Source organism: Oxalobacteraceae bacterium OTU3CINTB1 (genome assembly GCA_024123955.1).
Classification (GTDB): Bacteria; Pseudomonadota; Gammaproteobacteria; order Burkholderiales; family Burkholderiaceae_D; genus Rugamonas.
The window spans coordinates 109,623-122,225 of sequence record CP099652.1; the positions used below are offsets into that span (position 1 = coordinate 109,623).

A 12,603-nucleotide genomic window follows, 5' to 3' on the forward strand; every position below is an offset into this window, starting at 1 on the left:
GCAATCACACCTGAGGACTCCTCCAATGCTTTCACGCTCTGTAAAACTATCATTACGTTTCATGCTCCCCCTGGCGATTCTGCTGGGTCTGTTCGCCTACATCGTCGTCCCGTTGATGGACAACCTGACCCTACGCTGGTCGGTGCGCGATCTGGATAACCGCTCGCAACTGTTGGCCGCCACCTTGCAGGTGCCGCTGCGCGAGGATGTGCTGCTCAACGACAAGGCCCACATCAAGAAGCTGTTCGACGGCGCCATCGAAGACGAGCGCCTGTTCGCGCTGGGCTTCTGCGATCCTTCGGGCAAGCTGCTGTACAAAACCTCCACCTACCCGCAATCGCTGGGCTGCTGGGAAAAGCCGACCGACGGCAGCAAGCAAAAGTCGCTGGTGCAACTGCCACGCGGTCCGGTCCACGTGGCCGATACGCCGATCGAAGACAACGGCACCGGACTGGGTCGTCTGATCCTGGTGCACGACATGAGCTTCATCGAGCGCCGCAGCGCCGAGACCACCAAGTACGTGCTGATCTTCTTCGCGCTGCTGGGCGTGGCGATCGCCTTCCTGACGCTGCTGGTGTCGCACCTGAGCTGGCGCGGCTGGCTGGCCAGCCTGAACGACGTGCTGCGCGGCCAGCTGCTGCCGCGCGACGTCAAATCGACCGCGCCCGGCGCGACGCCGCCGCCGCCACCGCCCGAGATGGAACCGCTGATCGGCGAACTGCGCAGCCTGCTCGAGGAATACCACGAGGAACGCCAAAGCAGCAGCAGCAACAACAGCGCCGAATGGGCGCCGGAAAAACTCAAGGCCCTGCTGCAACAGGATCTGGCCGGCGATCAGGTGCTGGTGGTGTCCAACCGCGAGCCCTACATCCACGAGAAAAACAAGGACGGCACGGTCCGCGTGCGCCGTCCGGCCAGCGGCCTGGTGACGGCCGTCGAGGCGGTGATGCGCGCCTGCTCCGGTACCTGGATCGCCCATGGCGCCGGCAGCGCCGATCGCGAGACGGTCGACCGCAACGACCACGTGCCGGTGCCACCGAAGAATCCGAGCTACACCTTGCGCCGCGTCTGGCTGACGGAAGAAGAGGAAAAAGGCTACTACTACGGCTTCGCCAACGAAGGCCTGTGGCCGCTGTGCCATATCGCCCACGTGCGTCCGGTGTTCCGCTCGTCCGACTGGGAAGAGTACGTCAAAGTCAACCGTCGCTTCGCCGACGCCGTCATCAAGGAAGCGCGCACCGACAACCCGGTGGTGCTGGTGCAGGATTACCACTTCGCCCTGCTGCCGCGCATGGTGCGCGAGGCGCTGCCGAAAGCCACCATTATCACGTTCTGGCACATCCCATGGCCTAACTCGGAGTCGTTCGGCATTTGCCCGTGGCGCGAAGAAATCCTGGAAGGCATGCTGGGCAGCACGATCCTGGGCTTCCACACGCCGTTCCACCGCAAGAACTTCCTCGACACGGTCGACCGTTACCTGGAAACCCGCATCGAGCCGGAAGCATCGACCATTTCGTACGGCAACGAGCTGACCCAGGTCGAGGACTATCCGATCTCGATCGCCTGGCCCGACTATCCGGACACGCAGCCGGTGGAACAGTGCCGCACCGAAATCCGCCAGATCCTGGGCGTGCCGGAAGACCACCTGCTGGCCTTCGGCGTCGACCGCCTCGACTACACCAAGGGCATCCTGGAGCGCTTCCAGGCGGTCGAGAGCATGCTGGAGCGCCATCCGACCATGATCGGCAAGTTCAGCTTCGTGCAGATCGCCGCGCCGAGCCGTTCGGACCTGGAGGAATACATGAACTTCGAGCAGCGCGTGCGCAAGCTGGCCGCGCGGGTCAACGACCGCTTCGGCAGCGACGGCTACCTGCCGATCATCCTGAAGATCGAGCACCACGAGCAAGCCGAACTGCAGCGCTACTTCCGCGCCAGCGAGGTCTGCATGGTGACCAGCCTGCACGACGGTATGAACCTGGTGGCCAAGGAATTCATCGCCGCCCGCGACGACGAACGCGGCGCGCTGGTGCTGAGCCAGTTCACCGGCGCCGCCCGCGAACTGCACGAGGCCTTGATCATCAACCCGTACCATATCGAGCAAGGCGCCGAGGCGCTGTACCGCGGCCTGACCATGCCGCCGGTCGAGCAGCGCGAACGGATGCGCAGCATGCGCGACCGCGTGCGCCGCTTCAACGTCTACCGTTGGGCCGGCCACATGCTGCTCGACGCCGCCCGTCTGCGCAAACGCGAAAAAGTGATGCAGAAGATCCGTTCCCACAGCCGCGGCAACCTGCGCCGGGTAAGCTAATTAGCAGCTGAAAAGATAACCATGATGACACTCGACACCAACCAGGCGGACGCGACGAACACCGGCGCGTCCGCCGACAACCAAGCCTTCCTGCTGACCGACTGGCCCGATTGCAGCCTGTTCCTGGACTTCGACGGCACCCTGGTCGACCTGGCCGAAACGCCCGACACCGTCGTGGTCGTGCCCGGCCTGATCGAGGCGCTGGCCACGCTGCGCGACAAGCTGGGCGGACGCCTGGCCATCGTCAGCGGCCGCCCGATCGAGCAGATCGACGCCATGCTGGCGCCGCTCAAGCTGCCGGCGGCCGGCGTGCACGGCGCCGAACGGCGCGCCGCCGACGGCGAGCTGCACTACATCACGGTGCTGCCGCTCGATAACGCCAAGTCGCGCCTGCAACCGCTGGTGGCGCAATATCCCGACCTGCTGCTGGAGGAAAAGCGCGGCGCGCTGGCCCTGCACTACCGCCTGGCGCCGGGACTGAAGGAACTGTGCGAGCAAGTGATGCAGGAAGCGCTCGACGCCAGCCCCGGCATGGTCCTGTTACATGGCAAAATGGTGCTGGAGCTCAAGCCGGGATCGAGCACCAAGGGCAGCGCCCTGGCCGCGTTTATGCAGGAAGCGCCCTTCAAGGGCCACAAGCCGGTGTTTGCCGGCGACGATACCACCGACGAAGCCGGCATCGCCTACGCCCAGCAAACGGGCGGCATGGGCGTGAAGATCGGCCCCGGTCCGAGCGCCGCGCTGCGCCGCCTCGCCTCGCCGCAGGAACTGCGCGCGCAGCTGGTGCAAGCGGCCACTACCCTGCCTCATGGAGACACGCAATGACCAGCACAGCAACCGACACCAATTCCGCCGCACACACCAATCCGAACGAAGCCGCGCCCGGCAAACCGGTGACGCCCGAAGCGTCGCTGAACTGCGGCGTCATCGGCAACTGTTCCTACAACGCGCTGGTCGACCGTAGCGGCAACATCGTCTGGTGCTGCCTGCCGCGCTTCGACGGCGATCCGGTATTCAACGCGCTGCTGGACAATTCCGAGAACGGCAGCGTCTGGAGCATCGAGCTGGAGAACTGCGTCAAGACCGAGCAGTTCTACGATCCCAACACGGCCGTGCTGCGCACCCGCCTGATGGACGCCGACAACCATGGCATCGAGATCACCGACTTCGCGCCGCGCTTCACCAGCCGCGACCGCATGTTCCGGCCGCTGATGCTGATACGCCGCATTCGCATCCTCAACAGCGCGGTGCGCATCCGCGTGCGGCTGCGTCCGCGCTTCGACTGGGGCCGCGAGGCGCCGGAGATCACGCGCGGCAGCCACCACATCCGCTATGTCGGCTCGGACCAGACCTTGCGCCTGAACACGGATGCATCGCTCAGCCACCTGCTGTCGGAGACCTGGTTCCTCGCCAACAGCTCGCTGAACTTCATGCTGGGACCGGATGAAACCCTGAACGACGGCATCGAGGACGTCTGCCGCCGCTTCGAAAAGGAAACCATCAACTACTGGCGCAACTGGAGCCGCCGGCTGGCGCTGCCGTACGAGTGGCAGGACGTGGTGATCCGCGCGGCCATCACGCTGAAAATGTCGCTGTACGAGGACACCGGCGCCATCATCGCCGCCATGACTACCAGCATCCCGGAAGCGCCCGGCAGCGCGCGCAACTGGGACTACCGCTTCTGCTGGCTGCGCGACGCCTTCTTCGTCGTGCGCGCACTCAACAGCATTTCCGAGGTGGGCACGATGGAGGAGTACCTGCGCTGGCTGAGCAACATCGTCGCCAGCTCCAAGGGCGGGCATATCCAGCCGCTGTACGGCATCGGCCTGGAGGAATCCCTGCCCGAATCGACGTTGGACCACTTGCCCGGCTATCGCGGCCACCAGCCGGTACGGGTCGGCAACCAGGCGCAGGAGCACTTCCAGCATGACGTCTACGGCAATGTGGTGCTGGGGGCGGCGCAGGCCTTCCTCGACCATCGTTTGCTGAACCGCGCCGGCGTGGCCGAGTTCGCGCATCTGGAGGCGGTTGGCGAGCAAGCCTTCCGCGTCCACGACCAGCCGGACGCCGGCATGTGGGAGTTGCGCACGCGCGCCCGCGTGCACACCTCGTCGATGCTGATGAGCTGGGCCGCTTGCGACCGCCTGGCCAAGATCGCCCACGTGCTGGAGTTGCCGGAGCGCGCGGCGCACTGGCAGGCGCGCGCCGAGCAAATCCGCGAACCGCTGCTGCGCGATTCGTGGAGCGAGAAGCGCCAGGCCTTCTGCGAAAGCCTGGGTGGCGAGGACCTGGACGCCAGCGTGCTGCTGATGGCCGAGGTGAACTTCATCGATCCGAAGGACCCGCGCTTCGTCAAGACCGTGGAGGCGCTGGAGAAGTCGCTGTGCGACGGCCCGTACATGCGCCGCTACGAGGCGCCGGACGATTTCGGCAAGCCGGAGACGGCGTTCAACATCTGCACCTTCTGGCGCATCGACGCGCTGGCGCGGATCGGCCGCAAGGAAGAGGCGCGCGAGATCTTCGAGACCATGCTCAAGGCGCGCAACCATCTGGGCTTGCTGTCCGAGGACACGCATCCGGACACCGGCGAAATGTGGGGAAATTTCCCGCAGACGTATTCGATGGTGGGGTTGATCAACTGTGCAATGCGCTTGTCGGCGCCATGGGACAGCGTGGTGTAAGCGGAGGTTTACGGCGCCTTGGGCAACCTGCCCAGCACCGCCTCGATCGCATCGAAATCCACCGGCTTGGTCAAATGCTCGACAAAGCCGGCCTCTTTGGACAAGGTGCGGTCGTTCTCCGCGCCCCACCCGGTCAACGCGATCAGCGCCATGCCGTCGAGCGCCGGTTTTTTACGCAGCGCCTGCGCCAGCTCGTAGCCGTTCAGGTTGGGCATGCCGATATCGATCAACCCGACCTCCGGTATCCAATCCTCCACCACCTCCAGCGCCTCGATGCCGTCGTTGGCGACGCGGATGCTGTGCCCTTTGAACTCCAGCAAACTCGCCAGCGTCTGCGCCGCGTCGGCGTTGTCGTCCACCACCAGTATCCTCAACATGTCGGTGCGCAGCGGCGCCGCCAGCTGATCGCCCACCGCATGCCCGGCCTCCACCGTCACGCTCAATGGCAAACGAATGGTGAACGTGGTGCCGCCGCTATGGGTCCCGCCACTGGCGACGCTGATGCTACCGTCATGCATTTCCAGCAGCCGCTTGACCAGCGACAGGCCGATTCCCAGGCCGCCGTGCGACAGATCCATATTCCTGCCGACCTGGTTGAACATGTCGAAGATGAACGGCTGCGACGCCTCCGGAATACCGACGCCGTTGTCCTCGACCGCGATGACGATCTGCCCGCCCTCCTGCACCGCGCTCAGATCGATCCGGCCGCCGGGCGGCGTGTACTTGGCCGCGTTGTTGAGCAGGTTGCCCAGCACCTGCACCATGCGGGTGGGGTCGACCAGCAGCTCGATCTCCTCGTCGGGCATGACGACATACAGGCGATGGCGGGCGTTCTCGATCATCGGCGCGTTGGCCTCCACCGCCGCCGAGACGATGCTTTGCAGGGAGACGCGCTCCTTCTTCAAATCGATCTTGCCGCCGTTGATGCGGGCGATATCGAGCAAATCGTCGACCAGCCGCACCATGTGCGTGACCTGCCGGTCCATCATGTCGCGCATGCGCTCGACCATCTGCGGATTGGCGCCGCTGAGCTTGAGGATATCGAGGCCGCTGCGGATCGGCGCCAGCGGATTGCGCAACTCGTGCGCAAGCACCGCCAGGAACTCGGTCTTGCGGCGGTCTACTTCGGACAGGTCGGCCGCCAGCCTGCGCAGGCGCGCCTCGTTCTCCTTGCGCACACTGACGTCGGTAAACAGCAGCGCCACCTTGCGGCTGTCGGCGTCGCCGACGCGGCTGGCGTAGCCTTCGAACCAGCGACCGCTGGACTGCGCCTGGTTCTCGAAGCGCACCGGCTGTCCGGTCACCGCCACTTGCGCATAGGTGTCGATCCAGTATGATCCGATATGCGGAACCACCTCCTTGATGGTCTTGCCGACGACATCGCCCAGGCCGTAGATCGCGATCCCCGCCGGATTCATCTCCAGTACCCGGTAATCGACCGCCTCGCCGGCCTCGTCGAAGATCATGTCAATCACGCAAAAGCCCTGGTCCATCGAATCGAACAGGTTGCGGTAGCGCTCCTCGCTGCGTTGCACCTGCCGATAGAGTTCGCGCAAGCGCTCGTCGTCGGCACGTCCGCGCACGAGTTTTTCATTGAGCAGCGCGAGCTCGGCGTCCACCGCGCGGTCGACCAGCTCCCGCACCTTCTTGCCGACGTAGAGAAAGAATATGCCGACTACAACAAACAGCGCCAGTGAAACCTGGTCGCGCACGGAACCGACATACAGGCTGCCCAGCGGCAGAAAGATCGAACAACCGTAAAGAAAACCGGCGAGCAACACGATTGCGGCAGGACCGCTGCCCAACACCGCAGCCGCCAGCGCCACCAGCGGCACGAACAGCAAAAAGGGAATCCGGTTGCCGACGATAAAAGACACGCCGATCTGCAATGTGAAAGCAAATAGTGACAGGCCGGCACCCACGGCGTAGCGCAGCGCAGTTGGAAGTTTTTTTGCGAGAAGCAGCATCGGGGAGCCCTTGGTTTTCCCTATCATACCAAGCGACAACCCCGGCCAGTAAAACTGGCTGGACTTTAACGGCTATAGCTCAAGTTTCCCCCGGCTGCGTCATGCGCCAGCGCAAACATCTTGCTGATTACTTCTTGGCCGGCTCGGGCTTCGAGCCGAACCGCACCTGCGTCGCCTGTTTCAGCGCGGCGGCGCAGTCGACCGCTTCCACATTGCCGGGATTAATCAACGGCACCACCGCCGCCAGCGGATTGATGATGCCCAGCGCCACGGCGGCGCCGGCCTTGAGCGCCAGCGGTCCCTTGGCCACGCCGACGTCCGGATTGGAGAACGTGCCCCGCGCGTACAGCGGCGTGCGCAGCGAAATGATGCGCACGCCCTTGGTCTTCGGCTTGACGTCGAGGTTCAGGCGCTCGTTGGCCAGATCGATGCTGCCGGTGACGTCGACGACGGCCTCGTCGGTGTCGACGACGAAGCGCCGCGTTTGCGCCTGGCCCTTCTCGACGACGAAATCGCTGGCCACGCAGTTCAGCTGCACCTGCTTGTCGCCGAACATTTTGACGAAAACGGCGTTGGCGATGTTCAGGCCGGCCGCCTCGAGCACGAACTTGCTGACCGAGCCCTCGCTGACGGTCGCGCCCAGTTCGCCGCTGGCGGTCGCCAGCATCGACGACACCGAGTTGCCGGTGCCGGCTAGCGCGGCGTCGCCGTTGACCTCGCCCACGCTGGCCTGCATCGCCTGCAATTTCGGGAACAGCTGGCGGATCTTCAGGTGGCGCGCGGCCAGCTTGATCTGCGCCTGGATCGGATTCTTGCCGCCGTCGAGCGTGATGTTGGAGGTGACGTTGCCGCCGGCCATGCCGAAGTTCAGCGGCGTCAGCGTCAATACCTTGTTCTTCATGCGGATCTGGGTTTCGATATTCTCCAGCGGAATATCGTGCGTGCGCACCAGCTTCTTGCCGGAGAATTTGACGTCGGCGTCGAGCGCGTCCCACTTGGCGGTATTGAATTGTTCGACCGGCAGCGCCTTGCCCGCCGGCTGGTTCGGTTTCTTGTCGCGCGCGGCCTTGTCGGCGTTGCTCTCGGCGCCAATGCTCGGCCCCAGGTCGGCCAGCCGCAGCTGGTTGGAGGTCAGCGTGCCGGTCAGCAGTGGACGAGGCTTACGCGGACTGTAGCTCAAGGTGCCGTGCAGGTCGCTGCCGCCGACGGTGCCGGTGAAGTTGCGGTAGGTCCAGTTCCACACGGCGCCCTCCTTCTTGCCGCCCAGGCGGCCGGTGGTGGCGTAGGCGGGCGTCTCCGGCAGCAGCACGCCGGTCAGCGGATACAGGTCCGCCATGCTGGCGCCGGCCAGCGACAGTTTCAGGTCGATGCCGGACAGCGAGCGCGGATCGGTCAAGGTGCCTTCGATGGCGATCTTGTTCTTGCCCGCCATGGCGTTGGCCTGAATCGGGAAGGTGTTGTGTTCGTCCTGCAGCGACAGCACCGCGCCGGTTTTGCCGCCCCCGGTCACCGGCGCGCCGCGATACGTGCCGCCCAGTTCGAAGCGCAGGCCGTAGGGGCTGCCAGTGCGGTTGTCGCCGGCCTGGGCGGTGGTCTTGCCAGCGGACCGGTCGGCCGGCTTCTCATCGGCTTTGTCGTCGGCCGTGGCGTCGGCGTCGTTCGGATTGATCGTGGTCGCCTTCGCGCGCAGGTCCAGCTTGATGCCGTCGTCGAGGTAGCGCAGGCTGCCCTCGCGGAACGCCAGGCGGCGGATGTCGACCTCCCACTCCGACGGGCCGTTATCCTTGAAGGTCCAGGTATTGCTGCCGTCGGCGCGGCGCTGGGCCGCCACCTCCAGCTTGTCCAGTTCCAGGTTGGTGATCACCACTTCCTTGTGCAGCAGCGGCAGCGTGTGCATCGCCACGACGATATTGCCCACGCTGGCCAGGCGCGGACCGGTGGTGGTCCAGGACGGATTGACGACATACACATCCTTGGCGCTGATTTCGGGGCGCGGCACATAACGGCGCCATCCCGGCTCGGCCGGATCGCCCTGGCGGAAGCGCACATCCAGGTCGCCCTTGATGGCGAACTCGCGCCCGATGGTCTGCGACACCTTGTCGTTGATGTAGGGACGGGCGCGGTTCCAGTCGAACGTCAGCACGAAGATGACGAGTGCCACCAGCAGCACCAGCAGTGCGGCGAGGAAATAGTAAACAATGGTCAGTGGGCGCGATCTTCTCATGCGGTCCATGCTACGCCTCGATCACGCCAGGTTATGTGAGCTACTCAACAAAACCGGCAAATCCGCCGGCAGGGCGGCGCGCGCTGGCGGCATAGCGCAGCAAGGTGTCGCCGAAGCCGCCGCTGGCCTTGGGGTCGCGGCGCGCGCTCGTCACCACGCGCGGCGCCGAGCTCCAGGCGAAACGCGCACCGCAGCGCTCCAGCGCCGCCACCAGCGCCACATCCTCGCCGCAGGCCAGCGCCTCGAAGCCGCCGGCCCGCAGATAGGCCGCCGCCGACACGCCCAGGTTGGCGCCGTGGATGTGGCGGTGGCCGTCGGCGTCGGTGTAGCCAAGGTGGAAGTGGCGGCGCAGCGCCTCGGCGTCGTCCAGGTGCGGCGACCAGTCGTCGACCGCGATGGTGCCGCAGACGACATCGACGTCCAGGCCCAGTTGCACCGCCAGCCACGCCGGCGAGACGCGCGTGTCGGCGTCGGTGAAGGCGAGCCAGCGGGCGCCGAGCGCCAGCAAACACGCGGCGCCGGCCGCGCGGGCCGCGCCGACGTTGCGGAATGCGACCACGAGGCCGCCGACCACGCAACAATCCTGCACGCGATGGCGCGCATGGCGCTCGACGATCGCGCGCGAGCCGTCGCTGCAGCTGTCGAGCACCACCATGACATGCACCGGCTCGCCGCCCAGCGCGCCATCGCCGGCGGCGACGCGGATCGCCCCCAGGCACTGTTCCAGTTCGCGCTCCTCGTTGTGGGCCGGGATGATCACGCCGATCATCAGGCCAGGCCCTCTTGCTGCGCCACCGAGTCGGCGCTGCCGGACCAGACGTCGAGCAGGAAGTCGTCCTCGCTGTGGCGCAGCAGGCGATGCAGGCCCGGCGTGGCGTCGAACACGGTGTGCACGCTGTCGGTGTTCAGGCGGCGGTCGGCGAACGGCCGGCGCCAGTGGCACATGACCAGGGTGCCGCCGTCGGCCAGCCCATCGACGCAGCACTGGCGCAGCCGCAGCAAGGCCGGTTCGTCGAGATAGTAGGCCATCTCGCTGATGACGATCAGGTCGAACGAGGCGTCGGCCGGCCAATCCTGCGGAATATGCTGCTGGCGGATCGTCACGCGCGCGGCGTCGCTTGGGTCCTCGCGCAGCATGCGCCGGCGCGTCAGCACCACCGCCTCGGCCGACAGGTCGCTCGCCAGCAAGCGCTCGGCGCGGTGGGCCAGCGCCGCCGTCAGCTCGCCGTTGCCGCAGGCCGGTTCGAACGCGCTGCGGTAGCGCTGGCGCGGCAGGGAGGCCAGCAGGATGTCGCGCTTGCGCTGCTCGTACCAGCGCTGGCGCACTTTCCACGGATCGGCGTCCTGCTGGTACAACTGCTGGAAGTGCGCGAGCGGATCGAAGTCGGAGGGTAGTGAGGTCGTCATGTGAAGTAGATTTCGTAGGGATGCAGCAAGCGCGCCAGCACATGCGGCGGCAGGATGGCCGGCTGGCCGGTGGACGGATCGTCGTGCAGCTGGCTGGTGAAGCAATCGACCGCCGCGCGCTTGCGCCGCAGTTCATCCTCGCCCAGCGCCAGGCGGCGCGCGCGGCGCCACGGCAGGCGTGCATCGCCCGGCGCCGCCCAGTGCCAGCTCCACACCGGCATCTCGATCAACGTCGCGCGGCAGGCGCCGGCGGCCATCGCGGCGGCCAGTCCGCACGCCTCGTGGTCCGGATGGCCGTCCTGGCGCCAGGTGACGAAGACCACGTCGTCCGGCCGCAGCATCTGCCGCAGCAGCGTGTGCAGCTGGTCGAGCGATGCGGCGACCGCGCCGTCGGGCAGCCGGGCGCGCAAGACCTGCGGCGCCGGTTTGCCGGCCGACGCGTTCAATCCCAACGCGCCCAGGGCGGCGTCGGTTTCGCGCGGGCGCAGGCGCGCCAGCTGTTCCGGCGTGATCGTCGTCGAACCCGGATGGCTGCCGGTGCCGTCGGTCACCGCCACCAGCACCGTGGGACTGCCTTGCGCGGCCAGCAGTTGCAGCAGCCCGCCGCAGGCCAGCACCTCGTCATCCGGATGCGGGGCGACGATGACGGCGCGGCGTCCCGGCGGCACCAGGGCGGCGGCGGACACCGGCGGCAAATCCTGTAACCCGCCCCAGGCCTGCCAGCTGGCGTCGGGCGTGCCTTCCCCAGCGATGTGGCGTTCGGCGGCGTGGTTGATCATAGCGCCCATGGCGACTCCTCCGACTCGGACAACATGCGTCCCAGCGCCGCCAGATCGCGCTCGGCATGGCTCTGGCGCAGAAACACCGGCAGGTCGGCCGCAAGCCGGGCGAAGTGCGGGTCGCGGCACAGCGGCGTGGCGCCCAGCGCGCGCGTGGCGTGCTGCAGCACCAGCGTGGCCGCCGCTTCGACGGCCAGGCGCGCGCGCAGCGCCAGCACGCCGGCGTCGGCCTCCGGATCGGCATCGATGGCGGCGGCGGATTCGCGCAGCACCGCCGCCGCGCCGGCCAGCGCGATGTCCGCCATGCCCAGTTGTGCGAGGCGGTGCGGATCGGCCGCCTGGCGCGCGGCGCCGGCGCGCACCGCCGCGAGCAGGGAATCGGCGATGGCTCGCGCCGCCCCGTACCAGCAGGCTGCGATGCCGGCGCCGCCGTGCCAGAATCCCGGACGCCGCACATACGCTCCGGAGACGCCCACCAGCTGCGCCTCGGCGTTGTCGAACACCACGTCGACGCTGGCGCTGCCGGCCATGCCGACCGCGTGCCAGCCGCCGGCCGTCACCGTCACGCCGGGCTGGTCGAGGGCGACGGCGGCCAACCAGGGCAGGCCTTCCTCGTCCCAGCAACTGACCAGCGCGTGGTCCAGCGTCGCGGCGCCCGAACACCACAGCTTGCGGCCAGACAGGCGCACCGCGCCACTTGTGGATCGATGCACCGTGACCCTGCCGTCGGGCGGTTCGGCGCACCAGACACCCCACAACGTTCCCGGCGCGGCCGGCGCCCCCAGCTCGGCCAGGATGGCGAGGGCGTCGGTGTGGCCTTCGTAGAGCTTGAGCAGGCTTAGATCATGGCCCGCCACCTCCGCCAGAGCGCGCCAGCGCTGCGCCGTGGCGCCGCCTCCCGGCGGCGGCAGGCGGTCAAGCCGCCCGTCCACGATGCGCCGCAGCAGCTGTCCGGCGCCGGCCGCGCCGCCGCGCTCGGGCAGCAGCAAGCGGCGCAGCGCGGCCGGCATGTCGCTGCCCGCTGCGGGTAGGCGGGGCGGCGGCGGGACGGACGGCGATGCCGCGATGATCGATAACTGGGACGGCATGACGATCCATTCGAAATGTTGTGGGAAGCGATCTCATCATGCTGCGGCACAGCTCTGCTGTATGTTCGCTTGGACACAATAGTCGCCAATCAACTTCTTCCGCGCGGTACCCCGCCCGCCATGCCGGGTAGAATGAAAAACCGGCGCTC

The 12,603-nt window shown here is 66.9% G+C and carries 9 protein-coding genes; 3 read left to right on the top strand and 6 right to left on the bottom strand.

Going from position 1 to position 12,603, the window contains the following annotated elements; translation table 11 throughout:
* Window positions 1-25: 25 nt before the first annotated feature.
* Genes NHH73_00410 through NHH73_00420 form a run of 3 tightly spaced genes read left to right on the top strand, consistent with a single transcriptional unit; the run spans window position 26 to window position 4,989 of the window.
* Window positions 26-2,308, top strand: a complete 2,283-nt coding sequence (locus NHH73_00410) for a trehalose-6-phosphate synthase (protein ID USX26794.1) — start codon at window positions 26-28, stop codon at window positions 2,306-2,308.
* A 21-nt stretch (window positions 2,309-2,329) separates the two neighbouring features.
* Complete coding sequence (gene otsB, locus NHH73_00415) at window positions 2,330-3,133, top strand: trehalose-phosphatase (protein USX26795.1); 804 nt, start codon at window positions 2,330-2,332, stop codon at window positions 3,131-3,133.
* Window positions 3,130-4,989 carry a glycoside hydrolase family 15 protein gene (locus NHH73_00420; protein ID USX26796.1) on the top strand — a complete coding sequence of 620 codons (1,860 nt, stop codon included), beginning with the start codon at window positions 3,130-3,132 and terminating at the stop codon, window positions 4,987-4,989. Before otsB ends, NHH73_00420 begins: the two co-directional genes overlap by 4 nt.
* 8 nt (window positions 4,990-4,997) lie before the next feature.
* Here NHH73_00420 and NHH73_00425 read toward each other — a convergent pair whose 3' ends face one another.
* The 6 genes from NHH73_00425 to NHH73_00450 all read right to left on the bottom strand — a co-directional run bounded on the left by NHH73_00425 (window position 4,998) and on the right by NHH73_00450 (window position 12,454).
* Entirely contained in the window at window positions 4,998-6,866 is a 1,869-nt protein-coding gene (locus NHH73_00425; protein USX26797.1) for an ATP-binding protein, read from the bottom strand.
* 217 nt (window positions 6,867-7,083) lie between these two features.
* Window positions 7,084-9,180, bottom strand: coding sequence for an AsmA family protein (locus tag NHH73_00430; protein USX26798.1), 2,097 nt, complete (start codon window positions 9,178-9,180; stop codon window positions 7,084-7,086).
* A 40-nt stretch (window positions 9,181-9,220) separates the two neighbouring features.
* Window positions 9,221-9,949: a glycosyltransferase gene (locus NHH73_00435; GenBank protein USX26799.1), complete on the bottom strand. Its 729-nt coding sequence runs from the start codon at window positions 9,947-9,949 to the stop codon at window positions 9,221-9,223.
* The gene (locus tag NHH73_00440; protein ID USX26800.1) at window positions 9,949-10,587 is read right to left on the bottom strand and encodes a class I SAM-dependent methyltransferase; all 639 of its coding nucleotides are present in this window, start codon (window positions 10,585-10,587) and stop codon (window positions 9,949-9,951) included. The genes NHH73_00435 and NHH73_00440 overlap by 1 nt, the downstream gene beginning before the upstream one ends.
* On the bottom strand, window positions 10,584-11,375 hold the full coding sequence (locus tag NHH73_00445) for a PIG-L family deacetylase (GenBank protein USX26801.1): 792 nt from the start codon (window positions 11,373-11,375) through the stop codon (window positions 10,584-10,586). The genes NHH73_00440 and NHH73_00445 overlap by 4 nt, the downstream gene beginning before the upstream one ends.
* The gene (locus tag NHH73_00450) at window positions 11,363-12,454 is read right to left on the bottom strand and encodes an acyl-CoA dehydrogenase (protein USX26802.1); all 1,092 of its coding nucleotides are present in this window, start codon (window positions 12,452-12,454) and stop codon (window positions 11,363-11,365) included. The genes NHH73_00445 and NHH73_00450 overlap by 13 nt, the downstream gene beginning before the upstream one ends.
* Between the last annotated feature and the right edge of the window lie 149 nt (window positions 12,455-12,603).

Coding starts and splice junctions, on each gene's coding strand:
- otsB (USX26795.1), top strand. CDS start 2,330: ATGATGACACTCGACACCAACCAGGCGGACGCGACGAACACCGGCGCG.
- NHH73_00410 (USX26794.1), top strand. CDS start 26: ATGCTTTCACGCTCTGTAAAACTATCATTACGTTTCATGCTCCCCCTG.
- NHH73_00440 (USX26800.1), bottom strand. CDS start 10,587: ATGACGACCTCACTACCCTCCGACTTCGATCCGCTCGCGCACTTCCAG.
- NHH73_00450 (USX26802.1), bottom strand. CDS start 12,454: ATGCCGTCCCAGTTATCGATCATCGCGGCATCGCCGTCCGTCCCGCCG.
- NHH73_00435 (USX26799.1), bottom strand. CDS start 9,949: ATGATCGGCGTGATCATCCCGGCCCACAACGAGGAGCGCGAACTGGAA.
- NHH73_00445 (USX26801.1), bottom strand. CDS start 11,375: ATGGGCGCTATGATCAACCACGCCGCCGAACGCCACATCGCTGGGGAA.
- NHH73_00420 (USX26796.1), top strand. CDS start 3,130: ATGACCAGCACAGCAACCGACACCAATTCCGCCGCACACACCAATCCG.
- NHH73_00430 (USX26798.1), bottom strand. CDS start 9,180: ATGAGAAGATCGCGCCCACTGACCATTGTTTACTATTTCCTCGCCGCA.